Genomic DNA, 25099 nt, shown 5'->3' with positions numbered 1-25099 from the left:
GCGCAGGTGGATCCAGTGCTCGGCGGGGTAGTCGTAGAAGGCCAGCAGCACGTCGAGGTCGTCGGTGATCTTGGCGGCCGCCTTGGGCCACTTGGTGCCGTAGTCGGCGGCGAACACGTTGGCCGCGGCTTGGGCGTGGTCAGGAACTGCGTCAACGCCCCACCGAAATCCGAGCTGGACAGCCCGTGCACGGCGAGGTCTATGAGCTGCTGCCCGTCGCCTACGCCGAAGCCGGCCAGGATGGTCAGGACGCCCTGCTCGCCCGCCTCGAGGCGGGGCCCGACTCGGGCCGCTACGGTCTCCCACCGGCCGAGCTCGAACGCCTGGTCGAGGAGATCGAAGCGTGGCAGGACGACTGGCGCCAGCGGCTGCTCAGCGCGCTGGAGCTCCAGCTCGACGAAGCCGCCCATCAACGGCTGGACGCACTTCGCAAGCGACGCGGGAAGATTGACCGTCCCGGCTTCTAGCGCCCGCCGGGCCGTACGTCGCTCCGGAGCCCGCCTGCCCTGGCGGGACCCTCGCGACCTCGGAGCGACGACATAACGTGGATCAGGAACTACCCGCGCACGACGGTCTACGTCGCTGCGCTCGCGACGCTCGCGGATGTGCTCGGGCGCCTCGCGTAGGCCGGACCGGATACGCGGACCGAACGTCGCAACCCCTCTCACCCATGCGGTGATGTGCCTCCCCGCAACCGGCCACGCCGGGACCCCGAACGGGACCCCGGCGTGGTTGGAATCGGCAACATGTACCACTACGGTAGTTGACTTTGTTACTCAACTACTTGGAGGACGAAATGCCCCGCAAGACCACCGCCCCGAAGACCGCCGCGACGAAGAAGCCCGCCGCGCGCAAGACCGCCACCCCGAAGCCCGCTCCGGCCCCCGCTCCCGCACCCGCACCCGCCGCCGGGTTCATCGACGCCGCTCTCACGGAGCGCGCGATCGCGCTCCGCGCCGAGGGCCGGACGATGAAGCAGATCGGCGCCGAGTTGAACGTGAAGGCGACCGGCTACCTCGCGAAGAAGATCCGCGAGACATACGGCGCCGACGCGCTCGCCACCCCGGCCAAGCCCGCGACCACGAAGGAGGCGTGAGATGCCGGGCCACGTGCGGGCGCGCGGGAAGCGCAAGGACGGCACGACGATCTGGCAGGCGCGCTGGCGCCCGGCCGACGACACGAGCGACGCCCGCCGCCGCGAGTCCAACCACAAGACGAAGCGCGAGGCCGAGCGCCGGGTGACGCGGATGGACTCCGACGTTCTCCGGGGCGCCTACGCCGACCCGCGCAAGGGCGAGGTCGCGCTGAGCGTCCTCGCGGGCGACCTCCGCGAGACGTGGACGAACCTGGAGCCCAAGACGCGCGCCGGGTACGAGGCGATCCTGTCGCGCTGGATCATCGGCGACCGCGACCCGATCCACCCCAGCCGGCCCTGCCGGTTCGCGCGGGTGAAGGTCGCGGCCGTCAACGCCGAGACGGTCCAGCGCTTCGTCAATGAGATCGGCGCCGTCCGCGCGCCCAACACCGTCCGCCGCGTCTTCGGGGTCCTCAACTCGCTCATGCGGCTCGCGGTCCAGCCGGGCTACGTCGCCACGAACGCCTGCGACGCGGTGAAGCTCCCGACAAAGAAGCGCGCGGGCGTCCGCCGCTCCCACCTCTACCTCGAAGGGCCGGAGCTACGGACGCTCGCGGAGGCGATGCCCGAGCACTACCGCGTGGCTACCTACGTCGCGGGCTCCTGCGGCCTCCGAGCGGGCGAGCTATGGGCGCTGCGGCGCCGCGACATCGACCTCCTCCACGGCGAGCTCACCGTCCGCTACGCCCTGAAGGAGATCAACTCCTCGGCCGCGAGCATGACCAACGACAAGGAGTTGATGGTCGGCCCGCCGAAGTCGGCCGCGTCCCGGCGGCGCCTGTCGATCCCGAGCGGCCTAACCCCGACGCTCGGGGCGATGGTCGAGGGGACGGGCGTCCGCGCTCCCGGCGGCTACGCGGTGGCTCGCGCTGTCAACGAGGACCCCGCCGACCTCCACTGGACCGACGACCCCTCCGACCCGGACCGGCTCCTCTTCGTGACGCCGCGCGGCTACCCAGTCCGGCACAACATGTTCTACAAGCGCGTCTTCCGGCCGGTCGTGACGGCGACGCTGCCGGCCCGGCTCCAGGCGCTGCGCTGGCACGACCTCCGCCACACCTGCGCGGCCCTCTCGCTCGCGGCGAACCCGTCGCTCGCGCTCGTCAAGGAGCGGCTGGGCCACGAGAACATCACGACGACCGTCGACCTCTACGGCAAGCGCGTCCCCTCGGTGGACGCCGCGCTCGCGGACGCGGTGGGTGGCGCGATCTTCGCCGCGCCGAAGGTCGTGCCCCTGCGCCTGGCGGAGTAGCCCGCCGGGCGGGGCCGCTCCTACGCCGACGCCCGCCCGCCACCTGGCCGTCCCTCTGGGGCTGGGCCTCCCCGCCCGCGAGGCGCGGCGAGGCGTGGCAGAGGCGCTGGCGGGCGACGCCGCCGGAGTCGGCGCCCGCGAGCCGAGCCGGGCACCCACCCGGGGGTGGGGCCCACAGGGCATTCCTGGTGATGGGCACCCGGTCGAGGCGGGGATACCGGGTCTACCAGCTGAGCCAAATTCCTGGTGAGACTATGGCTTCCTCGGCCGACCCGGAGCCCGGTGCGGAATGGACTTTTTGATGGACTCGATCTGTCCGTCGATTTGGTCGAAGGCTTCTCGCGCCCCGTCCTTCCGTCCCTGCGCGTAAACGGCTTCCATGACCTGGATCAGCTTTACGCCGTCGTAGAGCGAAGCGTTCGTGACCATGTCTTCAAGCGCGTCCGCTGTGCGGGGGCTGGTGTAGACGGCCGCCTCACCGCTCTTGATGGGGAAGCGAATCGTTCGATATCCGCGTTGCGGTTTCGCCATGTCCTGCCTTCGAGTTCAGCGTTGAAGTGCTGTCAGCCGCGCGACTATTGCAGACTCAGAGACTTCGGTGCAAACCGCTGCGCATCGCGGCGACGCGCCAACTTTCCTCGCGGAGCGACCGCCATCGACCGGCAGCGACCACCAAGAACTAGGGGTTCTTGACGGCCCCGCTTCCCGGCGGCAACCTCGGTGTCGTCCTAGCGGCCGGGGCGATGCTCCGGCCCACATCAAACCCCGCCGAGCGCGCTGCGCTCGGCCGTCCCCATACGGGAGGAACCCCTATGCCCACGTTCATCAAGCGCAAGAAGTCCAAGCCCAAGCAGAGCCGAGAGGATCGGGCTTTGTCGGAGGCGCTCAACAAGTTGATGTGCATCGCCGGGACCTTCGACACTCCGGTCGAGGGCGTCCTCACCGCGCTCGACGGCCGCGAGGAGCCGGACTCGAATCTCGTCGCGGAGGTCGCAGGCATCTGCCACGAGGTCGCGGACCTCGGGCCTCAGGTTGCGGGGTGGCTCGGCCCCGGCGGACGGCCGAGCGCCGAAGCCCTGTACGACCGATCGGTCGGCAATCGCCGGATCATGTTCCTGGAGTTGGTCGCGTGGGCCATCGTCCAAATCGAGCAGCAGCCGCCCGAAGCCCTGAGCCGGTTCACGGGTGAGTTGGAGATGAGCCGCCGCCGGGAGTGGCGGGAGTTGCCGTGGCCCGGCGCGGCGAAGGATGAGGAGCGGCTCGAGCGCCACGTCCTCGACCTCGCTCGCACGTTCACAGGCTCCGGCGAGTACGCGCTACGCCGCTAGACCACCGCTCGTCACGTCTCGCAGGTTCCGAAGCCCCGACGTGACCCGGCGGGGCTTCGCCGCGTCCGCGCCGCGCGTTTCGAGTCGCAATTCCGAACTCGCGTCAGGATCGTCTGTTCGGAACGCTTTACTCGTTCGGCGTGAAGTCGTCTGGCGGGCATGCTTCAATGCTCCGCGTCAAGAGAACTCAACCGAACAGGAGTATTGATGGCAACACCAGATATCGCGACGGGGACGGCCACGGGCCTCATGGCCTTCATGGACTTCATGATCGCGAAGGGCTACGGCACCGCTGGGTCGATCAACCCGTGGAAGTCGGCGGCTAAGAACGTCTTCACCGTCGTTGAGGGCGATGAGTTCGGCGAGTTGGACGTGCGCACCTTTGACGTTGACGAGTACCTGGGCCGCTTCGAGAACCGCGCGATGGGCAAGTACACGGCCGACAGCCTTGCGGCCTACCGCTCGCGCTTCCGCAAGGCGATCGACGCGTATCGCAGCTACCTGGCTGACCCGAACTGGAGACCGGCCGTCAAGGCCAGCGCTCGTCGCCCGGTGACCGAGAACGGGTCGAAGTCCAAGGTGCCACGCGGTTCCGAGGCGGCGTCCGACCCGTCCCCCGCGCCGCTGCCCCCGGCCTCACCCGCCCTCATCGCGTACCCGTTCCCGTTGAAGTCGGGCCAGCTCGCTCAGCTTCACCTTCCGACCCAGCTCGACCGCGACGACGCAGATCGGCTGACGAACTTCATCCGAGCCCTGGTCTTCGATCAGCCTCGCCAACTTCCGTCTGGCGGTTCAGACGGGGAATGACTGTCCCCTATTCGCAGGAAGGAGGTGAACACATGGCTGCTAAGCCCCCCAAGAAGCCCGCCGGGCCGTACCGCTCGGCGATCACCGGTCGCTACGTCGACCCCAAGTACGGCAAGACCCATCCGAAGACGACCGTCAAGGAGTCCAAGAAGTAGGAAGGGCGGCTAGATAGCCGCCCACCCGTCCTGCGTGGCGTCGTGCTCCCGGCCTAGTGAACTAGGGGCGCGGCGCTTTCGCACTTCAGAGAGCCTACCTGCCGCGGGGCGCTTTCGCACTTCGAGCCCCGGGGTCTCTACGGGGTCCCGGCCGAAAAGGGCCTCTCCCCGGAAACGCGAAAACCCCGCGATTAGCAGGGTTTCCGTGACGCGCCCGAGAGGATTCGAACCTCTGACCTTCGGTTCCGTAGACCGACGCTCTATCCAGCTGAGCTACGGGCGCAGTGATCGTCCAGTCTAGCCCCGGCCCGCGCGTGGTGCGGTCAGGCCGGGCGACGGGAAGCGGAGAGGGAGGGATTCGAACCCTCGATGGGGCTCTAAACCCCATACTCCCTTAGCAGGGGAGCGCCTTCAGCCACTCGGCCACCTCTCCAAGGGATCGCGTGAGTGTAGGGGTTCGGGGCGCGGAAGCCCCGTAACGTTCGGGGCCCCGGCGATACCTTGAAGCAGATGCTCTTCTCTTCTCGCACCAAGGCGACCCTGCCCAGCGCCGCTGACGCGCTGCCCGGTCGCGACGTCACCATGCCGGTGCCCGCCGCCCACACCGTTCTCGGCACCCCGCTCGCACCGCCGTTCCCCGAGGGGATCGAGGTCGCGTACTTCGGCCTCGGCTGCTTCTGGGGCGCCGAGCGCGCGTTCTGGACGCTCCCCGGCGTGTACTCCACCGCCGTCGGCTACCAGGGCGGCTCCACGCCCAACCCGACCTACGAGGAGGTGTGCTCCGGCCGCACGGGCCACACGGAGGCCGTCCTCGTCGCGTTCGACCCCACCAAGATCTCCTACGACGAGCTGTTGAAGGCCTTCTGGGAGGCGCATGACCCGACGCAGGGCATGCGCCAGGGCAACGACGTCGGCACCCAGTATCGCTCGGCGATCTACACCGTCGGCGAGGAGCAGGCCAAGGTCGCCGAGCTCTCCGGCCGCCGCTACGGCGACGCGCTGGCGCGCGCCGGCAAGGGCTCGATCACCACGGAGATCGCCCCCGCCGGGCCGTTCTACTACGCCGAGGACTACCACCAGCAGTACCTCTCCCCCAGCAAGAACCCCAACGGGTACTGCAGCATGGTCGGCACGGGCGTCAGCTGCCCGATCGGCGTCGGGCTCGAGGCGCAGGCCTAGCCGCCTGCGTCACAGAACGGCGGGCCGCGCGAAGATCCTCGCGTGGCCCGTCTTGCGCTCGACGAACAGCTCCTCGCCGCCGCCTACCGGCGCGACGCGCGCCGGCTGCTCGTCTGGCTGACGCGCCGGACCTACGACGCGCAGCAGGCCGTCGACCTCGTCGGCGAGACCTACGCCCGGGCGTGGGAGTCCCGCCGCCGCTTCAGCGGCGACCCGGCCGATCCCGGGGCGCTCGCCGCATGGACGTGGGGGATCGCCCGCCACGTCCTCGCCGACACGCTGCGCCGCGGCCACGCCGAGCGCGCCGCGATGCGGCGCCTCCAGGTCGAGCCGCCGCAGCTGGCGCCCGACGAGCTGCAGCGACTGGAGGAGCTCGCGGAGCTCGGCTCGCTGCGCGCGACGCTGGCCGTCGCGCTCGAGGACCTCTCCCCCGAGCAGCGCGACGCCGTCCGCCTGCGCATCGTCGACGAGCTCGACTACCCCGCGATCGCCGGCCGCCTAGGCATCTCCGAGGACGCCGTGCGCGCCCGCGTCTCCCGGGGGCTGCGGACGCTTGCCACCGCCATGGAGGGCACGGCGTGAGCGGCCGCGATCCCGACCAGATCCTCCACGAGCTGGGCGGCGCCCTGCAGGACGCCTGGGCCGCCGACGCACGCAGGCGGCACGCGTGGCCGCGGCCGCGCGTGCTGGGCCTGCGGCTGCGCGTCGGCCGTCGCGGGCTGGTCGCCGCGGCGGCTGCCGCGCTGGCGCTCGTGCCCACGGCGATCGCCACGCGCGACGCCGTCTGGGCGCCCGACCCGCCGCCGCTGCCCGCGCAGCTGCGCCCGCACGACGCCGTGGTCCCGGGCGCAGGAGGCACGCCGGTCTACGTCGGCGAGGGCACGCAGCGCGACGTCGCCTGGCGCCTGAGCGCGACGACCTGTCGCTACGGACCGGTCCAGGCCGTTGGGTTGTTCCTGACCGTCCCCGGCGGCGGCGCCGGCGCGCGCTGCGACGTCGCGACCCGGCAGTCCGGCGCGTCCCCGCAGGCGCTCGCGGCGCGCCGCGTCCAGACCTACTACGACCCGGTGTCGGGCAAGACGTGGGCCTTCGGCGCTTTGCCGGCAGAGGCCCGTATGGTGAGCGTCACCTCGCGGCCCTACGGCGGCGGCGCAGCGCGGACCGAGCACGTCGCGGCGACGCCGGTCGACGCCCGGGCGATCGAGCAGGGCCACCTGCCCGCGGGCCTGCGCGTGTTCGTCGTCGCCCTCGACGGCGGGCGCGACGTCGCCCACGTCGCCGTGACCGACACCAACAACAACTCGATCCTGACCTGCGACGGCGGGCGGTGCGACCGATGACCGTCACGCCGCCGGATCCCGCGCGCAGCAACGACGACGCCCAGCCCGACCGGAGGTCCCCGACCACCATGCCGTCCCGCCACCGCCTGACCCTGCCCGCCGTCGCCGCTCTCGCGCTCGTCTCCCTGCTGGTCGGGGCGCTCGCCGCCTTCGCCGACGACGCCGAGCCGGCCAAGCGGCAGGATCGGGCCCGAGCGGCGCGCGCCGCCGCGGCACGGGAGCGCGTGCGCGCCGCGCGGCCCGCCACCACGCACGTCATGCCGCTCTTGCGCGCCCTCCACGCCGCGCGTGGCGGCGCGCCGCTGCCCGCGCCCTGCGCGCCGGCGGCCAAGCCCCCGGCCGCCGAGCCGGTCCCGCAGGACCTCCTCGACGCGTTCGGCGTCCTGCGGCGCGACCGCGGCGCCGCTGACGAGCTGCCGGCCGACGCGCTGACCGCGTTGCGCGACCGCCGCCTGGAGCCCTTCGACCCCACCGCCGCCCGCCTGCTGCGGACGACCGCGGACGGCGGCCGCGCCTGGGTGGTCCCGGTGCGCGACGTCGACGACTCGCCCGCACGCTTCGGCTGCCTCGTGCAGGCGCTGGGCAAGTACGCGCGCGTGGTGCCAGCACGCCCGGTCAGCCCGCCGCGCGCGAAGGCGCCGAGCGCAGTCCCGGCGGTGCCCGCGGCCGCGCCGACGGTGACCACCGCGCCCGTACCGACGAGGCCCGCGACGGTCCCGCCCGCCGCGCCCGCGCCCGTCGCGCCGACCCCCGCGCCCACCGATCGCAAGCCGCAGCCCGGCCTCGCCGTCGTCGCCACGGGCGGCGCGCCCGCCGGCGCGGGCGGCACTTTCGGCGACCTGGTCCGCGGGCGCGAGCAGGTCGATATCGACCCGTGCGGCGGCCCCGGCCACGACATGCTGAGCGTCAGCGGCATCGTGCCCGACGGCGTGCCGGCCGCGTTCCTGACGAGCGCCGACGGCACGGCGGTGCGCGCCGACGTCACGGACAACGGCTACGCCTTCGTCGTCCCGCGGACGAAGCGGCCCGAGCAGCGCTACGTGGTGTGGACCGGCGGCGACGGCACGCCCCACGTCCACCCGCTGACCTGGACGGCCTTCTCGGGACGCACGCGCTGCGGCACCCCGCCGAAGGGCGTCGTCCGCGTCTCGCCGGCCGACGGCGGCATCTGCCCGTACTTCGGCCGCTCCGTCTTCGCGCCCGCCGTGCCCGCCCCGGGCCCGCGCACGCGGCCGGTCCCGCCGCTGCTCGTCCAGGTGCCCTGCGGGCTCGCGGCTCCGCCACCCAGTGCGCTCCCGCAGCCACCGCCCGCCGTCCGCGCCCCGAAGCCCCGCCGCCACGGATAGCCTTCGTCACCCCGGAGGGGTGGCAGAGCGGTTGAATGCACCGGTCTTGAAAACCGGAGTCGGGGCAACCCGATCGCGGGTTCGAATCCCGCCCCCTCCGCTGGGTCGAGACCGCATGGTGCCGGCCTACCGCCGCGGGGTCCGGCGCCAGCAGCGCCAGAGCCCGCGAGCGTCTCTAAGTCTAAGCGGTCGTCTTGGGGATTGTGAGGGTGGCCTTGCGCGGCGTCACGATGCCGGCGCCGGTCTGGTCGCACTTCTTGGAGATCTTGGTGATCTTGGCGATCACCTTGACGGCCGTCCCAGCGGGCGGCGTCGCGGTCACACCGTCGCGCAAGCGGATGTCGGAGAGCACGTACGTCTGCGGGCTGGTCACGCCCTTGGCGTGGTTGTTGGTCTTCGTGACGGTCACCGACAGCGTGCCGCTGTAGCGGTCATCGGAGGTGTCGGCGGGCGTCTCGGCTCCGGCCGTCTGCGTGAGGGTGGCGGGCGCCGCGAGCGTGCCCGACACCACGTAGCCAACCTTGTGGGCCGTGCACTTGTGCGACTTGCCATGCACTGCCTCGGACTTGCCGGCAGGCTCGGGCTTGCCCTTGGCTCCGGCCGCGCCGGGCGCGATGAATACGCCGACGGCGAGGAGCGCAGGAATCACAACGGTCTTGTTCATGCCCCTTACAACACACCGGATGCCAAAAGATCACAACCGGATGGACATTCGTTGGACGCGGCGAGCAGTCGCATCGGTCGCACAGCGTTGGCGACCGGGGCTCGCGGGGCTCGGCCAGCAGCCGCCGTCGGAGGAAGCCGAGAGCCCGCGCTCCGCTCCGGCGCGGTCGCCGCCTGGGACGTGGTCCGGGGCGGCGACGAGTGAGCAGGAGGGGGCGCTCCGCGCCGAGGGTCTGCCGCCACGGCCGTGGAGGGGGTGGGCCTGTTTGGCGCGGTGTGGCCGCGGCGTATGGGCCCACTCCGGCGTGGAGGCCGGCGCCGGGAAGGCGGATGGCGATTTGACGTTGAGATGCAACGTCAAGTCGCCATCCGTCTCGCGGGACTCGCCATTCGCGCCTGAACGACCCGCCCACCGGCGCCGGCGTGGTTCGGGGGCGCTCCGCTCCGGCGCGGTCGGTGCGCGGAATGTGGTCCGGGGGCGATGACGAGTGAGCAGGAGGGAGCGCTCCGCACCGGGGTCTGCCGCCACGGCCGCGGCGTGGAGGCCGCGGCCGGGGAGATGAATGGCACTTGGACGTTGAGATGCAACGTCTAAGTGCCGTTCGTCTGGTACGCGGAACGACCCGCGCCCCGGCGCCGGCGGCAGACCGGCGACGCCCGCCGAAATCCGCACCAGCGAATCGTTCTGCGGCCGCAGCTCCACGCGCCCGGCCCGATCATGCTTGAGCGCCAAGCCGCTGAACGGGTCCATCGGGTGACACGGCTGTTGATGCCTTCGCGCAGCACTGTGTAGCCTTGAGCGGTCCAATCAAGGAGGTGAGCCATGCGCAGGATTATGGCTCTCGCGCTCACGGTAGGAGCGCTCGGCATCCCCGCATCAGCCTTCGCCGACCCGGACTTCGGGCCCGGCAACAGCAGCAAGGGGCCGAACGACGCAGGGGCCAAGTGCCACCCGCCGGGCCAGACGACCAACACGCCCGGCTGCAAGTAGGCACTCAGCACCCAGACGCTCGGTGAGGCTCGCTTGGCTCTCCGGCGAGTCTCACCTGGCCTGACATCGTCAATGGGTCGCCACAGGTCCGGCGCGGCTTGACGACGCCCGGCAACTCGCTGTCTGCCTTCTCCGTCGGCGGAGCCTGAGCGGCAACAAGACTCGTCGTTCCGACCCGGGCATCGGCCCGGCCGGGACGACGATGCGCCTGGGAGTTCAGCTAACAGAGTCCTCCGCTGAGCTGCGCCCGCGTGCCGGCACGCAAGGTGGCGCTCCGCACGATCTGCCGCTGGCCGTGGACACGGATCGACAAGCTTCAGATCGCCGACGCGATGGGCATCGCCCGGTTCGCGGTGATGGGCGCCTCCGGCGGTGGCCCGCACGCCCTCGCGTGCGCGGCGCTGCTGGGCGACCGCGTGGTGGGCGCGGTCTGCCTGGCCGGCCTGGCGCCGTCCACCGAGAGCTTCGACTGGTTCGCCGGCATGGCATCCGACTGGGGCCTGCGCGCAGCCGTCGCGGGACGCGGAGCGCGCGAGCGCTACGAGGCGTCCGCTCAGTTCGACGAGAGCAGCTTCACGCCGGCCGACTGGGCGGCGCTGGACGGTGCCTGGTCGTCGTTGGGTGCGGACGCGGGGCGGGCGGCCGCCGCCGGGCCCGACGGGTTGATCGACGACGACCTCGCCTTCGTCGCTCCTTGGGGCTTCGACGTGACGCAGATCGCCGCACCCGTCCTCATCGTGCAGGGCGGTGCGGATCGGGTCGTGCCGCCGGCCCATGCGGACTGGCTGTTGCGCAGCTGTCGAGGGTCTGAGCTGTGGCTGCGACCCGACGACGGCCATATCTCGGTCCTCGACGCCTGCCCGGTAGACATGGGGCTGGCTGCGCGCCCAAGGAGGAACATGATGCGGAAGCTGATCTACTCGATGGGGGTTTCGCTGGACGGCTTCATCGCCGGGCCCGACGGCGCGATCGACTGGTCGGCCCCGGACGAGGAGCTGCATCGGTTCCACAACCAGCAGACGCTCGACGTCGGCGCACACCTCCTCGGACGGCGGCGACGGCGGCTGTACGAGGACATGCTGCCCTGGGAGACCGCTGACGAGGACCCCTCGGCCGCCGAGCCCGTGCTCGAGTTCGCGCACATCTGGCAGAGCCTGCCCAAGATCGTGTTCTCCAAGACGCTCGGCAAGGTCGAGGGCAACGCCCGGCTGGCGAGCGACGGCGTCGCCGAAGAGGTCGCCAGGCTGAAGGAGCAACCGGGCAAGGACCTTGCCATCGGCGGCGCCGGCCTGGCCTCCGCGGCCATCGCACTGGGTCTCGTCGACGAGTTCCGGCTCTTCGTCAGCCCGGTCGTGCTCGGCGGAGGCACGCCGTACTTCCCGGCCGCCGACGAGCGGATCGCCCTGGAGCTGGTCGAGACGCAGACGTTCGGCTCGCGCGTCGTCTACCTCCGCTACCGGCGCGTGGCGGGCGCCCCGTTCGGCGCACCCGGACCCAACGGGCGGACGCCGTCGCCTCCCGCCTGACCATCCGGATCATCCCCAGGCCCTCATCCGGGTCATCCCCAATGGTGCGAAGCCACAGGAGGCGTGACGCTGTAGAGCATGAACTCCACCTCCTCCTCCCCGCGTCGCCTCACCCGCTCGACCACCGACAAGAAGCTCGGTGGCGTGGCCGCGGGCCTCGCCGACTACTTCAACCTCGATCCGCTGCTCGTCCGCGTCGGCTTCGTCGTCACCACGCTGCTGAGCGGGGCCGGCCTGATCGCCTACCTCGCGCTGCTGGCCTTCGCGCCTCGCGACAGCGACGCGCCCGCCTCCGCCTCCGGATCGCACGCCGTCGCCACCGCGTGAGACCGCGCCGGCGCGCCGAGCTCATCGGTCGCCTGGCTTGCGCGCTCCCGTTTCCGGGCAGAAGCGACCCATGCGACCCAGCTGCCCGTTCGCCGGGGAGCCGGCGCCCGGCTGACGGGCGAGCGTCAGCATGCGCCCGCCGTCGCTGTGCCGAGTCTGCTCGGGCGTCCTGGATCTGCACGTCCGCGGAGCCCCGGGCGTTCCCGGTCCGGAGGCGCTCGCGCCGTCCGACCACCAGCCGCGGCGCCACGGCGACCTTCTGGTGTGCCGGGAGTGCGGCTCGGTGCAGCAGCCCGCGCTGCCGACCGGCGCACGGCTGCACGAGCTCTACCGCCAAGGCCGCGACGAGGCCTATCTCGACGAGGAGGCCGGGCGCCGGGCGACCGCCGGGCGACTGCTGGACCTGATCGGTCGCCACGTCGCCGCGGGCCGTCTGCTGGACGTGGGCTGCGGGCCGGGGCTGCTGCTCGACGAGGCGCGCGGCCGCGGCTACGCCGTCGTCGGCCTCGAGCTGTCGCGGTGGGCGGCCCGCCACGCGACGCAGGTGCTCGGGCTGGACGTCCGCGACGTCGCACTCGAGGCGTTCGACGAGCGCGAGGGGTTCGACGTCGTCGTGCTCGGCGACGTGCTGGAGCATCTCGACGACCCGGTCGCCGGCATCGAGCAGGCCGCGCGCCTGCTGGCACCGGGCGGCGTCCTGTGCGTCGTGACGCCCGATCCGTCGTCGCCGACGGCGCGCCTGGCCGGTGCGCGCTGGTGGGGCTACGTGCCCGCCCACACCGTCCTGCTGCCCCGGCGCACGGTGCGCGAGCTGCTGAGCGCGGCAGGGCTCGTCGTCTCGACCGACGTGCCGCTCGTGCGCACCTTCTCGGTCCGTCGCTGGGTCGCGGGCCTGGCCGAGCGGCTCGGGCCGCTGCGCCGGCCGGTCGCGCGGTTGGCCGACCGGCTTCCGGCCTCCGCGTCGCTGAGCCTGTCCCTGCACGACGAGCCGGTGGTGCTCGCCCACCGCGTCGCGGTGCAGCGCCCAGCCGCGCCGCTGCTGAGCGATCGCGGGGGCCGCACGGCGGTCCACGTCGTCCTGCCGGCCTATCGCGCGGCGCGCACACTCCCGACGGTGGCCGCCGAGCTCGACCCCCGCGCCGCCGACCGGGGGCTGCTGATCGACGACGCGAGCCCGGACGGCACCACGCACGTCGCCGTGGCGCTCGGCCTGGACGTGCTCCGCCATCCGGCCAACCGCGGCTACGGGGCGAGCCAGAAGAGCGCCTACGCGCGAGCGCTGCTCGACGGCGCCGACGTCGTCGTGATGGTGCACGCCGACGACCAGTACAACCCGGCGCTCGTAGCCGACATGGTCCGGCCGATCGTCAGCGGCCGGGCCGACATGGTCATCGGCTCGCGCCTGCTCGAGGACCATGCGGTCGCCGACGGGATGCCCCGCTGGAGGTGGATCGGCAACCGCCTGCTGACGTCGGCCGAGAACCGGGTCTTCGGCATGCGCTTCTCGGAGTACCACACCGGGTACCGCGCGTTCTCGGCCGACCTGCTGCGGACGATCGCGTTCCTGCGCAACTCCGACGACTTCGTGTTCGATCAGGAGATCTTCGCGCAGGTCCTCGTCCGCGGCGCGCGCGTGAGCGAGATCCCGATCCCTACGCGGTACTTCCGGGAGGCGTCGAGCGTGGGGCTGCCCAGCAGCGTCCGCTACGGCCTCAGCACGCTGCGCGTCCTCGCCCGGTTCGCGCTCGATCGTCGTCCGCGCGCGCGGTGGACGCTGCTGCGCCACCCGGCGGCCCGGCTGGCCCCGATCGACGCCACCGGCGCACGCGACGCCGGCCACCGCCCGGGCGAGGTCCGGGCCGGATGAAGACGGCCCCGTCACGGCTGCATGGAGACCGACTGGTGACCGGCGCGGCGTTCGGCACGCTGCTCGCGCTGGCGCTCGTGCTGCGCCTGCTCTACCTCGACGCGACGCCGAGCTACCAGCTGCGCCACGACGCCCGCGACTACGAGCTCCACGCCCAGTCGATCGCCGTCGGGGAGGGCTACTCGCGCCACGTCGCCTACGGCCGGCCGACGGCGTTCCGGCCGCCGGGCTACCCCTACTTCCTCGCCGGCGTCTACCGGCTGGCCGGCCTCGAGCATGCGGACGTGGCGCGCCGGGTGCGTGGAGCGCGCGTCGCGCAGGTGCTGGTCGGCACGGGCGTGGTGGCGCTGATCGGGGCGCTGGGCACGCAGCTCTGGGGACGGCGGACGGGGCTGGTCGCGACGGCCCTGGGTGCGGTGTACGTGCCGCTGATCACGCTCGGTGGAGCGGTCATGTCGGAGCCGCTGTTCGTGTTGGCGATGCTCGGCGCGGTGGTCGCCGCGCTGGCCTACCGGCGGTCACGACATCGATATCGCTATGCGGTGCTCACCGGTGCGCTGGCCGGCCTGGCGATCCTCACCCGCGCCAACGCGCTGATCCTGCTGGCGCCCCTGGCCGTCGCCGTGTGGGACGTACGGCCGCGGTGGACCCGCCGCTCGCTCGGGCCGCCGGCCGCACTGCTCGCCGCGGCCGTCGTGACCGTTGCCCCTTGGACGATCCGCAACGCGCGCGAGGTCCACGCCTTCGTGCCCGTCTCCACCCAGCTCGGCTCCTCGCTGGCGGGCACCTACAACGACGCCGCGCGGACCGATCCGGCCAACCCGGGCGCGTGGCGCAGCATCAAGCACGTCCCGCAGTACGCGCCGCTGTGGCGGCAGGTCCGGACGACCCCGGAGCCCGTGCTCGATCACCGGCTTCGCACCGCGGCGCTGCGCTATGCCTCCGACCACCCGTTCTACGTCGCCGAGGTGGGCTTCTGGAACACCGCCCGGATGCTGGACCTCGACGGGCGCCGGCGCTGGCGCGCGACGGCGGCGACGATCAGCATCGAGCACCGGTGGGCCGACGCCGGGGTGGTGTGCTTCTGGGCCTTCGCGATCTTCGCGCTCGCCGGGGCCGCGACGTCGCGGGCGCGGCGCGCGCCGCCCTTCCTGTGGGCGGTCCCGGCGCTCATGTTCCTGAGCGTGGTGTTCCTGGCCGTCGAGACGCCGCGCTACCGAGCGGCGATCGACCCCTTCGTCGTGCTCCTGGCCGCGGTCGCTCTCACGACGGCACGCCGGCGCCCCACAGACCTCAGCGCGTGACTCCGGCGCCGTGCCGCGTTAAGGTCGCGCCACTGCTCGAGCGCCTGCCGCGGGGCGCGCGCCCGCGTGGGAGCCTCCGTGCACCGCCGTCCGCTCGTCCGCCGCGCGCCGATCGCCGCCCTCACCGGCCTGGCCCTCGCCGTCGCGCCCGCCGCCGCCCTCGCGGCGCCGCCCGAGCCGGCGCCGACGGCCGCCGACCGCTTCCTCGACGTCCGCCTCGCCGAGCGCGACCACGCGGCCGCCACCGGTGCCGACACCGGGATCGCGGCCCGCTCGCGACGCACCGCGGCGCGCGTCGAGGAGGCCCGTGGCGCGCTGACGGGCGACCTCGGGACCCAGGCGGTGCTCGACACCGATCCGCTGACCGGCAGCGTCCGCCAGCTCACGCGGCTCGACGGCGCGCTCACCGCGCCCTCCGGCGCCGCCCCCGCGGCGACCGCGCGCGCCTACGCACGTGACAACGCGACCGCGCTCGGGCTCGATCCACCGGACGTCGACGCCCTCCGCGTCAGCGGCCAGGAGCGCAGCTCCAGCGGCCTCACCGTCGTGGGCTTCGCCCAGCAGGTCGGCGGCATCCCGTCGTTCGACGGCGGGCTGCGCGTCGCCGTCGACCACGCCGGCCGCGTCGTCTCGGTCGCCGGCGCACCGCGCAGCGACCTTCCGCAGGACGTTCCCGCGGCGCCGCCGCTCTCGGCCCTGGACGCGCTGCGGCGCCTCGCCGACCAGACCGGCAGCCACCGCGACGTCACCGTCACGGGCGCCGAGCAGGACGCCCGCCACACCACGCGGTTCTCGACCGGCGACGTCGCTCGCCTCACGCTCTTCGGCGCGCGCACCGTGCGGCTCGCCTGGCACCTGACCTACCAGGCGACCAGCACGCGCTGGTACGACGCGGTGGTCGACGCGAGCACCGGCGAGGTGCTCTACCGCGCGAACCTCGTCAAGTCGGTGACCAACGTCGACATCTACCGCAACTACCCCGGCGCGCTCGTCGGCGGCACGCAGAACACCGTGGACATCGAGGGCTACCTCACCCCGGGCGCCTCCACCCTCACCGGCCCGAACGTCCACGCCTGGGCCGACCTCGACGACGACAACCAGCCCGGCCCCGGCGAGGAGGTCGTCCCGGCCGCGTACCCGCCGTTGACCGACAACAACCGCCCCGACGGCGCCTGCGACGCCACGCACGTCTGCGCGTGGGACCACTCCGTGCCGAGCAGCTCCACGCTGAACCTCGGCCAGAACGTCACGCAGACCTTCTGGTACGCCAACGACTTCCACGACCACCTGGCCGGCGCACCGATCGGCTTCACTGCGGCCTCCGGCAACTTCGAGGGCGCCGACCCCGTGAACCTCAACGCGCTGGACGGAGCGAACACCGCCGGTCCCGGCCCGGACGCGCACCACCTCGACAACGCGAACATGGCGACACCGCCCGACGGCCAGTCGCCGACGATGCAGATGTACCTGTTCGGCCGCGCCACCGCCGCAGATCCCCTCGCCCCGAACCTCCGCGACATCAACGGCGGCGACGACGCGGCGGTCCTCTACCACGAATACGCGCACGGCCTCTCCAGCCGGCTGGTCACCAACGACGACGGATCGCAGGCGCTCAACACCCCGCAGTCGGGCGCGCTGGGCGAGGGCTGGGGCGACTGGTACGCCGAGGACTACCTCGTGCGCCAGCTGCTGCAGACCGACGTCCCCGGGATCGACGGCGACATCGACATGGGGCGCTACACCGACCAGCCGGCCCACGCCATCCGCCATCAGGCGATCGACTGCGCCGTCGGCTCGACGAACGCCACCGCGTGTCCCGGCGGCGGCTACACCTTCGGCGACTTCGGCAAGGTCAGCTCCGGCCCCGAGGTCCATGCCGATGGCGAGATCTGGGTGCAGACCCTGTGGCAGCTGCGCCAGGCGCTCGTCGGCCGGCTCGGGCTTCTGGCCGGCTCCGATGCGGCCGAGAGGATCGTCACCGACGCGATGCGCCTGTCGCCGGCCGAGCCGTCCTACCTGGACATGCGCAACGCGATCCTCGCGGCCGACCGCAACGCCAGCGGCGGTGCGAACCGCGACCTCATCTGGGAGGCGTTCCGCTCGCGCGGCATGGGGTTCTACGCGGCCGACGACGACAGCAGCGACACCGTGCCCGTCGAGGACTTCACCGCGCCACCGGACCCCAGCGCCGTCAGCGGGCAGATCGCCGGCACGGTCACCGACGAGGCCACGGGCGCGCCGCTGGCCGACGTCGCCGCCGGCATCGGCGGGCTGGCCACCGACCCGTCGTTCGAGACGTACCTCGCAGACCTCACCGACGGCGCGGGCGCCTACACGATCGCCGGCGTGCCGGCCGGCACCTACGCCAAGGTGGGCTTCCGCTCGCCCGCCGGCTACGACCGCGCCTCGCTGCGGGCCACCGTCGCCGCGAACCAGACCGCCCAGCTGGACGTCCAGCTGCGCCGCGACTGGGCCGCCACGGCCGGCGGCGCGCGCATCGTGTCGACCAACGACGACACCGGGACGCCCTTCGGCTGTGGCGTCGCGTCGCTGATCGACCAGTCGCAGGGCAAGGGCTGGTCGGCGGAGAACCACGTGGCCGACGCCGACCCCGCCCAGCGGCGCGTCCCGACCGCGGTGCTGCAGCTGCCGCGCGCCGTCGAGGTCGGCCAGTTCGCGATCAACCCGACGAACACGTGCGGCGACGGCGCGAGCGCGTCGCTCAAGGGCTACCGCCTGGAGACCTCACCCGACGGCGTGAGCTGGACGACCGCGGCCGAGGGCGAGCTGACCGCCGCCGATCGCCACCGCCTCAACGCGATCGCCCCGACCGCCGCGACGAGCAACGTCCGGTTCGTCCGGCTCATGCTGAAGTCGCCGCTGAGCGACGCGCCCGGCGGCAGCGGCGCGGACTTCATCGACGTCTCCGAGCTCGAGGTCTACGGCACCCTGTTGCCCGAGCCCGGCGGCGCGACGCCCGGCGCGGACGCCCCGCCGGCCGGCATCCCCGCGCCCGCGCCCGTGTTCCCCAGCCCCAGGATCACGGCGCGTCCGTCATTCACCGTGCCGTCGACCGCCGCCAAGGGCCGGGTGCGCGTCAAGGTCACCTGCCCGGACGCGTGCAGGGTCGGCGGCACCCTGACCGTCGACGCCCGGACCAGGCGCCGCCACGGGCTGCGCTTCGCGACGGCCGGGCGGCTAGCCCCCGCACGGTCAAAGGCACCCGGACGCTGAGCGTCACGCTGACCGCCGACGCCCGCAGGCGCCTCCGCGCGCGGCACGTCGAGAAGCTCCGCGTCACGGTGCGCCTCACCGCCACCGTGACGTCCACGGGCACCCGCACGACGGCGGCGAAGAAGGCCAAGGCGCTCACCCTGAAGCTCTAGGCCCTACCTGCGCGAGGGAACAGGGTTGTCTCCTGCGCCCTTGGCGCGAGCGCCCGGCGCGGGTAGGCTCACCGCCGCGCCAGGACGGCGCGCGCCGAGAGGAGGGACCCTGATGCCGATGTCACCCCGCACCACCGTCACGGCCCTGCTGCTGGCCGCCGCAGCCGCCCTGGCGGCGACCGCGCCCGCGGGCGCGGTCACGAGCCACGGCCTCAACGGCTATGTGACCGACGCCGACACCGGCCTCGGCCTCAACGGCTCCTCCGTCACCTGGAACGGCACGACGTCCCCGGCGCCGCAGGTCACCACCGACGGGACCGGGCGCTTCCTCTTCACCGGCCTCGATCCCGGCACGACGGGCAGCCTCGCGGTGGTCGGCCCCGCGGGCTGGGACCGCAAGTCCGTCGGCGGTGTCACGCTGCCCGCGACCGACCTCGGCACGCAGAACGTCCCGCTGCACCGCGACTGGGCGACTCCCGCGGGCGGCGCGAGCGCGAGCGCCAACGACGGCAGCGTGCCCGGCTGCGCCTCCGCCGCCGCCGTCGACAACGACCGCGCGACCGGCTGGTCGGCCTCCGCGACCCGCCCGGCCGACGATCCCCCGGCGCTCACCGTCACGCTGCCGCAGACCATCGACGTCCGGCAGCTCGTGCTCGACCCGACGAGCGCGTGCGACCACGCCGCCGGCGCGGCGCTGGGCCGCTATCGCGTGCAGACCTCGGGCGACGGCGCCTCGTGGGCGACCGCGCTGGAGGGCGAGCTCGGCGCCGACGCGCGCGGCGCCGCCACCATGCTGAGCCCGGCCGTCAACGCCGGCGGCGTGCGGTACGTGCGCCTCCAGCTGCTCTCGGCGCAGGACCCCGCGTCGCCCACGATCGACGTTCGCGAGCTGCAGGTCTTCGGCGTCGGGCCCAACCAGCCGCCGGCGGGCACGGTCTCGGCGGGTGCGGAGCGCAACTACATCAAGGGGATCGTGCGGCTGCGCGCCTCGTTCACCGACGCCGACAGCTCGATCCTGCGCTACCTCTGGGACTTCGACGGCGACGGGCGCTACGACCAGGCCACCAACGGCCCAGCGGTGGCCCACGTGTGGTCCGGGCCGGGCGTCTACCACGTCACCGTCGGCGCGCGGGACTTCCGCGGCGCCCTCGGGACCGCGTCGCTCGACGTGCGGATCACCGATCCCAGCGCGCTGGTGGAGGCCGTACCACAGCGCAAGCCGCTGATCACGTTCGACCCCCCGCTCGGGATCGACCTGCCGACGCGCATCGCGTGCGCGTCGAAGTGCACGTTCACGGCCAAGATGGTCCTGACCGCCCGCACCGCCAAGCGGATCCACGCCAAGCGGCGCACGGCGATGACGTTCAAGCGCAGCACCGTCGCGGCCGGCCTCGGAAGCTGGACGCTCACGCTGCCCAACGCGACGGTCAAGCTGCTGCGCAAGGCCAAGCTGAAGACGGTCACCGTCCGCCTGACGGCCAGCGCCGTCGACCGCCAGAAGCGCCGCACCACCGTGCACCGCTGGGTCAAGTTCCGCTGACCCCGAAGTTGACGCGTCGCCGCTGACCGGGGAGGCTAGGCCGCGACGGAGCGTCCCCTCCCCGTCCGCCCCCTTGTCCTTCGCCGAACCCAGGTTCCGAGTCACCGAGCGCGACGTCGACGAGCGCACGACGGTCGTCGGCGTCTCCGGCGAGATCCACGTGAGCACCGCGCCCGAGTTCAGCGGCCAGCTCACCGCGACGATCGAATCCGGGCACACCGCGCTCGTGCTCGACCTGACCGACGTCATCTTCATCGACTCGACCGGCCTGAGCGTCCTGCTCAACGCCCTGCGGCGCGTCACGCGCGCGGGCGGGCGCATGGCCGTCGTGTGCACGAACCCGACGGTCCTGCGCCTCTTCGAGATCACCCGGCTGGACTCGACGTTCGACATCCATGCCGGAGTCGAGCCGGCGCTCGCCCAGGTTCAGGCGGCGGCCGGCGGCAGCGACGCCGGCATGCCGTAGCCCCGCAGCGCCTCCGGCAGGACGACGGACCCGTCCTCCTGCTGGCCGTTCTCGAGCAGCGCGATCATCGTGCGGCCCACGGCGACCGCGGTGCCGTTGAGCGTGTGCAGCGTCTCGGGCTTGGCGCGGCGCGCCGCCCACCGATAGCGGATATCCAGGCGACGGGCCTGGTAGTCGGTGGTGTTGGACGTCGAGGTCAGCTCGCGGTAGCGCTGCTGGCTCGGGAGCCAGCCCTCGGTGTCGTACTTCTTGGCGGCGCTGGCGCCGAGGTCGTCGACCGCGATGTTCACCACGCGGTACGGGATGCCGAGCGTCGTCAGGATCTCCTCCTCGATGCTCAGCAGGCGCTCGTGCTCCTCGCGTGAGCGGTCGGGCTCGACGAAGCTGAACATCTCGACCTTGTCGAACTGGTGCACGCGGAAGATGCCGCGCGTGTCCTTGCCGGCGGCGCCCGCCTCGCGGCGAAAGCACGGCGAGTAGCCGGCGTAGCGCAGCGGCAGCGAGTCGCCCTCGAGGATCTCGCCGGCGTGCAGCGAGGCCAGCGCGACCTCCGACGTCCCGGCCAGGTACAGGTCGTCGTCGGCCAGCCGGTAGATCTGCTGCTCGGTGTCGGGCAGGAAGCCGGTGCCGTACAGGGCCTCCTCGCGGACGAGCACGGGCGGGATCACCGGCTCGAAGCCGTGGCCGCTCAACAGGTCCATCGTCCACGAGACGAGCGCGAGCTCGAGGCGCGCGAGGTCGCCGCGGATGTAGGCGAAGCGCGAGCCCGACAGGCGCGCGCCGCGCTCCATGTCGATGCGCTCGCCGGCCAGCTCGAGGTGGTCGCGGACCGGGAAGGACGGGACCCACGGCTCGCCGACCTCCTTGATGACCGTGTCCTGCGGCGCCGCGGACTCCTCGGGCAGGTTCGGCAGCTGCGCCAGCGTGGGCGTCAGCTCGGCGTCGACCCGGGCGAGCTCCTCGTTCAGCGCCTTGGCCTCCGCGGCCACCTCGCGCATCCGCGCGATCGCCTCGTCGGCGCCCTCGCCGGACTTCTTGGCCGCGGCGATGGCCTGGTTGGCGGCGTTCTGCTCGGCGCGCAGTCCCTCGACGCGGGGGAGGATCTCGCGCCGGCGGACGTCGAGCGCCAGGACGCGGTCCAGGACGCCGACGTCGGCGTCCCCGCGACGGGCCAGCGCGGCACGCACGGCGTCGGGGTCGCGACGGATCAGACGGAGGTCGAGCACGGCGACGGAGCCTATCCGCCGGTACGGCCCCGGTCAGTTGCGGGCGTTCTTGGACTTCCCATGTCCCGCGTACTTCGCCAGGAAGTCGGCCACCTGCTCGGCCTCCTTCCCGACGACGATGTCCTGCGGCATGATCGCGCCGGAGAACCCGCCGTTGCGGATCGCGTAGAGGACGCTTTCGCGGTCCTCCTTGCGGACGTTGAAGTTCGGACCGTCGACGCGCTCGCGACCCTTGACCTTCAGCGCGCCGCCCTCGGCGCCCACGATGCCGAGGTTGTGGCACGCCGAGCAGCGCTCGACGAAGAGCTTCGCGCCGACCTCGTACTCCGCCGGGACGCCCTTGATGACGCCCGGCTGCTTGACGTCGTTCTTCTCCTGGCCGCAGCCGGTGGCGGCGCCGGCGGCGACGACGAGAGCGGTCAGGGGGAGCAGGAAACGGCGAGGCATGCGGCCGGGCATCATACGTGACCCTTTCATGCGCAGGCTCCCCGCCCTTCTCCTTCTGGGCGCGGCGACCCTCGTGGGGTGTGGCGGCGGACCGTCGTACTCCCACGCTCGGGACGGCGTGCTCGAAATCAACCTTGACGAGTACCGCATCCGCCCTGAGAACTTCGAGGTTCCGGCGGGCCGCATCCACCTGGTCGTCACCAACACCGGACGCCTCACCCACAACCTCGCGATCGAGTCCTTCGAGCACGTGACGGGCGAGGAGGCCAAGCAGTACGGACGCACCGACACGCTCCATCCCGGCGAGCACGGCTCCGAGCAGGCGCCGATCACGCTCGAGCCCGGCAAGTACCGCCTGACCTGCACGATCGGCAACCACGACGACCTCGGCCAGTACGGCGAGCTGAAGGTCGTCGCCAGGTAGCCGGCGCGCGCCGCGCGCGCCGCCGGGGGGGCGAGTTTCTCCATCGACGGCACTTAACCCTCCATATGGGAGGTCAGAGTGCCATCGATGAAGCGATCCGCCGGCTGGCGGCCCGACAGCACGGCCTGGTCGCCAGGCGGCAGCTGCTGCGGCTGGGCCTCGGGGGCAAGGCCATCGACTACCGCATCCGGATGAAGCGGTTGATCGGCGTCGAGCGCGGCGTCTACGCCCTCGGCCATGCCGAGCTGCGGCCGGAGGGACGTGTCCTGGCGGTCGTCCTCAGCTGCGGGGACGATGCCGTGCTGAGCCATCGCAGCGCCGCCGCGCTGTGGGGCATGCGGCCGCGCAGCGGGGCGTTCGTCGAGGTCACGGTGGCGGGCGACGGCGGCCAGAAGGAGCGCGCCGGGGTCCGCGTCCACCGTTCCGTGGATCTCCCACCGAACGAGATCGCGACCGAGTCGGCCATCCCCACCACCACGCCGCCGCGCACCCTCCTCGACCTCGCCGCCGTCGTCCCCGCCCACCACCTGCGCCGTGCCGTAGAGCGCGCCGACGAGCTCGAGCTGTTCGATCTCAGCGAGATCGAGCGCGTCCTCGAGGCTCACCCGAGGCGCCCCGGCCGCCGCGCGCTCACCGCGCTCCTCGACGACCTCCGCACCTACGGCACCACGCCCACCCGCAGCGACCTTGAGGCCGCGATGCTCCAGCTCTGCCTCGACCGCCGGCTCCCGCGTCCGCAGGTCAACCGCCACGACGGCACCCGCGAGGTCGATTTCCGCTGGCCCTCCCACCGGTTGATCGTCGAGGTCGACGGTTGGGCCTACCACCGCACCCGCGCGGCGTTCGACGACGACCGGGCCCGGGATCGTGCGCTGCTGCGCGCCGGCTGGCGCGTGGCGCGGTTCAGCGACCGGCAGGTCGCGCGCGATCCCGACGCGGTCGCCGCGGACCTCGCCTCGCTGCTCGCCTCCGAGCAGGGATCGTGACGTCTGTCGCGAACTGAACGCGTGACGCGGGCGCCGGCCTCGATTTCGATCGCTTCACACGTCGTTCACGCGATCGCACTCGATACGGCGGCAACCTGGTCGGCGCCCGCGTCCCTTGCTTCGGCGCGCAGCCCCACGGTCCAGTGGGTCGCGCAGGAACGTCTCGCCTCGCCCACTAGTCTCCGAGCCAATGGAGGCGACGCCCGCAGTCGATCCCGTCCGCTACCGCGAGGTGGTCGGCAGCTTCGCCGCCGGCGTCGCCATCGTGACCGCGCACGGCTCCGAGGGACCCGCCGGCCTGACCACCAGCGCCGTGAGCAGCCTGTCGCTGGAGCCCGCGCTGCTGCTCGTCTGCTTCGACAACGCGTCGCGCACCCTGCCGGTCGTCGCGGACGCCGGCCGCTTCGCGGTCAACGTGCTGCGCGCCGGCCAGGAGGACCTGGCGCGGGTCTTCGCCTCCAAGCGCGTCGCCGAGGAGAAGTTCGAGTCCGTGACGCACACCGTCGCCCACGGCGTGCCCGTCCTCGACGACGCCCTGGCCTGGCTGGCCTGCGATCTCGAGGCACTGCATCCGGCCGGCGACCACACGATCGGCATCGGCCGCATCACCCAGCTCGACAGCGACCCCGACGGCGAGCCGCTCGTGTACTTCCGCGGCCGCTTCGGCCGGTTCGTCCTAGACCGGTAGTGGGTCCCCAACCGCCGCGGGTTTCGCCCCCTGGGCGAACACCCGCAAGGGAACCTGGCCCCCTGGGCCAGTGTTCCCCCTAGACGGTCCCGAGCGCGCGCAGCGCCAGGAACGCGATCACCAGCGCCGCCGCGGACATGACGCCCAGCTCGCGCCGGACGATCTGGAGCACCACCGAGCGCTGCTGGTCGGCCGGCAGCCGGCCGACGGCCTGCGCGTCGTCGAGGTCGCGATGGTCCAGCACGATCTGCGCCGAGGCCAGCCGCAGCTGCTCGGCGACGAACCCGACCGCGACCGGCAGCAAGGCGTACAACCAATAGAGGTCGTCCTTCGGCTGCAGGCCCGTCGCGGCCAGGACGCCGGCCGCCGCGGCCTGTCCGACGGCTGCCGCCTGACCGATCCGGATCAGTATCCACGCGTACGGCCGCGGGTCGACGCGCCACCACAGAAGGGCGGACACGAGGCCCGCGACGGCGTTCGTGATCGCCACCGCCAGGGCGAAGCCGTGCGCGACGTCGATCACGTCGGTCGTCTGCAAGTGCCGTGCGCCACTTTGTGGCAGCAAGTTACAAGTAGGTGATACAACGGAGGTCGAGTGCTCCGGACGTACCTTCCAGCCATCGTCTTCCTGGGTCTCGGGACGCTTGTCGGCGCGCTGTTCGTCACGGCCGGCAGCTTCCTCGGACCCAAGCCCAAGACGCCGACCACCTATCAGG

General features: G+C 72.7%; 26 protein-coding genes, 3 tRNA genes and 2 pseudogenes. 23 read left to right on the top strand and 8 right to left on the bottom strand.

Translation table 11 applies throughout. From position 1 onward, the window contains the following. Positions 1–141 (bottom strand): annotated as a pseudogene (locus VK501_RS28990) (IS256 family transposase); the annotation flags it as partial. A gap of 44 nt (positions 142–185) precedes the next feature. On the opposite strand from VK501_RS28990, the gene VK501_RS19930 reads away from it, so the two are divergent. From VK501_RS19930 to VK501_RS19920, 3 genes are all read left to right on the top strand, one after another. Then, entirely contained in the window at positions 186–467 is a 282-nt protein-coding gene (locus VK501_RS19930; protein WP_324340469.1) for a hypothetical protein, read from the top strand. Between the two features lie 329 nt (positions 468–796). Continuing rightward, positions 797–1096 (top strand): hypothetical protein, encoded by a 300-nt coding sequence (locus VK501_RS19925; protein ID WP_324340467.1) that lies wholly within the window; start codon positions 797–799, stop codon positions 1094–1096. A 1-nt stretch (position 1097) separates the two neighbouring features. Beyond that, positions 1098–2387, top strand: a complete 1290-nt coding sequence (locus tag VK501_RS19920) for a tyrosine-type recombinase/integrase (protein ID WP_324340465.1) — start codon at positions 1098–1100, stop codon at positions 2385–2387. A 252-nt stretch (positions 2388–2639) separates the two neighbouring features. Here the strand turns inward: VK501_RS19920 and VK501_RS19915 are convergent, their stop codons facing one another. Next, entirely contained in the window at positions 2640–2918 is a 279-nt protein-coding gene (locus tag VK501_RS19915) for a hypothetical protein (RefSeq protein ID WP_324340463.1), read from the bottom strand. 281 nt (positions 2919–3199) lie between these two features. Between VK501_RS19915 and VK501_RS19910 the strand changes: the two genes are divergently transcribed. From VK501_RS19910 to VK501_RS19900, 3 genes are all read left to right on the top strand, one after another. After that, positions 3200–3715 carry a hypothetical protein gene (locus VK501_RS19910; protein WP_324340461.1) on the top strand — a complete coding sequence of 172 codons (516 nt, stop codon included), beginning with the start codon at positions 3200–3202 and terminating at the stop codon, positions 3713–3715. Positions 3716–3922: 207 nt separating this feature from the next. Then, positions 3923–4522, top strand: coding sequence for a hypothetical protein (locus VK501_RS19905; protein WP_324340459.1), 600 nt, complete (start codon positions 3923–3925; stop codon positions 4520–4522). 32 nt (positions 4523–4554) lie between these two features. Continuing rightward, on the top strand, positions 4555–4677 hold the full coding sequence (locus tag VK501_RS19900; RefSeq protein WP_324340457.1) for a hypothetical protein: 123 nt from the start codon (positions 4555–4557) through the stop codon (positions 4675–4677). Between the two features lie 209 nt (positions 4678–4886). Here VK501_RS19900 and VK501_RS19895 read toward each other — a convergent pair. Further along, positions 4887–4960 (bottom strand) — tRNA-Arg (locus VK501_RS19895). 60 nt (positions 4961–5020) lie between these two features. Next, positions 5021–5110 (bottom strand) — tRNA-Ser (locus VK501_RS19890). A gap of 77 nt (positions 5111–5187) precedes the next feature. On the opposite strand from VK501_RS19890, the gene msrA reads away from it, so the two are divergent. From msrA to VK501_RS19865, 5 genes are all read left to right on the top strand, one after another. Continuing rightward, a complete protein-coding gene (gene msrA, locus VK501_RS19885; RefSeq protein WP_324340455.1) occupies positions 5188–5856 on the top strand; it encodes a peptide-methionine (S)-S-oxide reductase MsrA in 669 nt (222 codons plus the stop codon). Between the two features lie 42 nt (positions 5857–5898). Continuing rightward, on the top strand, positions 5899–6438 hold the full coding sequence (locus VK501_RS19880) for an RNA polymerase sigma factor (protein WP_324340453.1): 540 nt from the start codon (positions 5899–5901) through the stop codon (positions 6436–6438). Continuing rightward, entirely contained in the window at positions 6435–7196 is a 762-nt protein-coding gene (locus VK501_RS19875; protein ID WP_324340451.1) for a hypothetical protein, read from the top strand. The genes VK501_RS19880 and VK501_RS19875 overlap by 4 nt, the downstream gene beginning before the upstream one ends. Beyond that, positions 7193–8542 carry a hypothetical protein gene (locus tag VK501_RS19870; protein WP_324340450.1) on the top strand — a complete coding sequence of 450 codons (1350 nt, stop codon included), beginning with the start codon at positions 7193–7195 and terminating at the stop codon, positions 8540–8542. Before VK501_RS19875 ends, VK501_RS19870 begins: the two co-directional genes overlap by 4 nt. Positions 8543–8555: 13 nt before the next feature. After that, positions 8556–8642 (top strand) — tRNA-Ser (locus VK501_RS19865). Positions 8643–8723: 81 nt separating this feature from the next. Here VK501_RS19865 and VK501_RS19860 read toward each other — a convergent pair. Continuing rightward, the gene (locus VK501_RS19860) at positions 8724–9206 is read right to left on the bottom strand and encodes a hypothetical protein (protein ID WP_324340448.1); all 483 of its coding nucleotides are present in this window, start codon (positions 9204–9206) and stop codon (positions 8724–8726) included. Between the two features lie 822 nt (positions 9207–10028). Here VK501_RS19860 and VK501_RS19855 point away from each other — a divergent pair. From VK501_RS19855 to VK501_RS19820, 9 genes and pseudogenes are all read left to right on the top strand, one after another. Continuing rightward, positions 10029–10196, top strand: coding sequence for a hypothetical protein (locus VK501_RS19855; RefSeq protein ID WP_324340446.1), 168 nt, complete (start codon positions 10029–10031; stop codon positions 10194–10196). Between the two features lie 251 nt (positions 10197–10447). After that, positions 10448–11038: pseudogene (locus tag VK501_RS28825) on the top strand (alpha/beta fold hydrolase); the annotation flags it as partial. A gap of 60 nt (positions 11039–11098) precedes the next feature. Next, a complete protein-coding gene (locus tag VK501_RS28820; protein ID WP_349261044.1) occupies positions 11099–11722 on the top strand; it encodes a dihydrofolate reductase family protein in 624 nt (207 codons plus the stop codon). A 78-nt stretch (positions 11723–11800) separates the two neighbouring features. Then, a complete protein-coding gene (locus VK501_RS19845) occupies positions 11801–12049 on the top strand; it encodes a PspC domain-containing protein (protein ID WP_324340442.1) in 249 nt (82 codons plus the stop codon). A gap of 130 nt (positions 12050–12179) precedes the next feature. Continuing rightward, positions 12180–13916, top strand: coding sequence for a methyltransferase domain-containing protein (locus VK501_RS19840; protein WP_324340440.1), 1737 nt, complete (start codon positions 12180–12182; stop codon positions 13914–13916). A gap of 35 nt (positions 13917–13951) precedes the next feature. After that, positions 13952–15220, top strand: coding sequence for an ArnT family glycosyltransferase (locus VK501_RS19835; RefSeq protein WP_324340438.1), 1269 nt, complete (start codon positions 13952–13954; stop codon positions 15218–15220). Between the two features lie 78 nt (positions 15221–15298). Beyond that, on the top strand, positions 15299–18454 hold the full coding sequence (locus VK501_RS19830; protein ID WP_324340436.1) for a M36 family metallopeptidase: 3156 nt from the start codon (positions 15299–15301) through the stop codon (positions 18452–18454). Positions 18455–18718: 264 nt separating this feature from the next. Beyond that, entirely contained in the window at positions 18719–20146 is a 1428-nt protein-coding gene (locus tag VK501_RS19825; RefSeq protein ID WP_324340434.1) for a discoidin domain-containing protein, read from the top strand. Positions 20147–20219: 73 nt separating this feature from the next. Then, entirely contained in the window at positions 20220–20612 is a 393-nt protein-coding gene (locus tag VK501_RS19820) for an STAS domain-containing protein (RefSeq protein ID WP_324340432.1), read from the top strand. Here the strand turns inward: VK501_RS19820 and serS are convergent. Together serS and VK501_RS19810 are read right to left on the bottom strand one after the other, a co-directional pair. Continuing rightward, entirely contained in the window at positions 20573–21838 is a 1266-nt protein-coding gene (serS, locus tag VK501_RS19815; protein ID WP_324340430.1) for a serine--tRNA ligase, read from the bottom strand. The genes VK501_RS19820 and serS overlap by 40 nt on opposite strands. A gap of 33 nt (positions 21839–21871) precedes the next feature. Continuing rightward, positions 21872–22285: a cytochrome c gene (locus VK501_RS19810; protein ID WP_324340428.1), complete on the bottom strand. Its 414-nt coding sequence runs from the start codon at positions 22283–22285 to the stop codon at positions 21872–21874. Between the two features lie 118 nt (positions 22286–22403). Between VK501_RS19810 and VK501_RS19805 the strand changes: the two genes are divergently transcribed. The 3 genes from VK501_RS19805 to VK501_RS19795 all read left to right on the top strand — a co-directional run bounded on the left by VK501_RS19805 (position 22404) and on the right by VK501_RS19795 (position 24383). Further along, positions 22404–22709, top strand: coding sequence for a hypothetical protein (locus VK501_RS19805; RefSeq protein ID WP_324340426.1), 306 nt, complete (start codon positions 22404–22406; stop codon positions 22707–22709). A gap of 65 nt (positions 22710–22774) precedes the next feature. After that, the gene (locus VK501_RS19800; RefSeq protein ID WP_324340424.1) at positions 22775–23695 is read left to right on the top strand and encodes a type IV toxin-antitoxin system AbiEi family antitoxin domain-containing protein; all 921 of its coding nucleotides are present in this window, start codon (positions 22775–22777) and stop codon (positions 23693–23695) included. Between the two features lie 190 nt (positions 23696–23885). Continuing rightward, entirely contained in the window at positions 23886–24383 is a 498-nt protein-coding gene (locus tag VK501_RS19795) for a flavin reductase family protein (RefSeq protein ID WP_324340422.1), read from the top strand. A gap of 79 nt (positions 24384–24462) precedes the next feature. Here the strand turns inward: VK501_RS19795 and VK501_RS19790 are convergent, their stop codons facing one another. Continuing rightward, positions 24463–24921 carry a hypothetical protein gene (locus VK501_RS19790; protein ID WP_324340420.1) on the bottom strand — a complete coding sequence of 153 codons (459 nt, stop codon included), beginning with the start codon at positions 24919–24921 and terminating at the stop codon, positions 24463–24465. Positions 24922–25099: the final 178 nt, after the last annotated feature.

Origin of the sequence: Baekduia sp., from assembly GCF_035318805.1 — a bacterium.
GTDB lineage: Bacteria > Actinomycetota > Thermoleophilia > Solirubrobacterales > Solirubrobacteraceae > Baekduia.
The sequence above is the reverse complement of the archived record's forward strand: the minus strand, read 5'-3'. Positions and strand labels throughout refer to the sequence as shown.

Coding starts and splice junctions, on each gene's coding strand:
- VK501_RS19915 (WP_324340463.1), bottom strand. CDS start 2,918: ATGGCGAAACCGCAACGCGGATATCGAACGATTCGCTTCCCCATCAAG.
- VK501_RS19855 (WP_324340446.1), top strand. CDS start 10,029: ATGCGCAGGATTATGGCTCTCGCGCTCACGGTAGGAGCGCTCGGCATC.
- VK501_RS19910 (WP_324340461.1), top strand. CDS start 3,200: ATGCCCACGTTCATCAAGCGCAAGAAGTCCAAGCCCAAGCAGAGCCGA.
- VK501_RS28820 (WP_349261044.1), top strand. CDS start 11,099: ATGCGGAAGCTGATCTACTCGATGGGGGTTTCGCTGGACGGCTTCATC.
- VK501_RS19810 (WP_324340428.1), bottom strand. CDS start 22,285: ATGCCTCGCCGTTTCCTGCTCCCCCTGACCGCTCTCGTCGTCGCCGCC.
- VK501_RS19900 (WP_324340457.1), top strand. CDS start 4,555: ATGGCTGCTAAGCCCCCCAAGAAGCCCGCCGGGCCGTACCGCTCGGCG.
- VK501_RS19800 (WP_324340424.1), top strand. CDS start 22,775: ATGGGAGGTCAGAGTGCCATCGATGAAGCGATCCGCCGGCTGGCGGCC.
- VK501_RS19870 (WP_324340450.1), top strand. CDS start 7,193: ATGACCGTCACGCCGCCGGATCCCGCGCGCAGCAACGACGACGCCCAG.
- VK501_RS19795 (WP_324340422.1), top strand. CDS start 23,886: ATGGAGGCGACGCCCGCAGTCGATCCCGTCCGCTACCGCGAGGTGGTC.
- VK501_RS19845 (WP_324340442.1), top strand. CDS start 11,801: ATGAACTCCACCTCCTCCTCCCCGCGTCGCCTCACCCGCTCGACCACC.
- VK501_RS19840 (WP_324340440.1), top strand. CDS start 12,180: ATGCGCCCGCCGTCGCTGTGCCGAGTCTGCTCGGGCGTCCTGGATCTG.
- VK501_RS19920 (WP_324340465.1), top strand. CDS start 1,098: ATGCCGGGCCACGTGCGGGCGCGCGGGAAGCGCAAGGACGGCACGACG.
- VK501_RS19860 (WP_324340448.1), bottom strand. CDS start 9,206: ATGAACAAGACCGTTGTGATTCCTGCGCTCCTCGCCGTCGGCGTATTC.
- VK501_RS19925 (WP_324340467.1), top strand. CDS start 797: ATGCCCCGCAAGACCACCGCCCCGAAGACCGCCGCGACGAAGAAGCCC.
- VK501_RS19905 (WP_324340459.1), top strand. CDS start 3,923: ATGGCAACACCAGATATCGCGACGGGGACGGCCACGGGCCTCATGGCC.
- msrA (WP_324340455.1), top strand. CDS start 5,188: ATGCTCTTCTCTTCTCGCACCAAGGCGACCCTGCCCAGCGCCGCTGAC.
- VK501_RS19825 (WP_324340434.1), top strand. CDS start 18,719: ATGCCGATGTCACCCCGCACCACCGTCACGGCCCTGCTGCTGGCCGCC.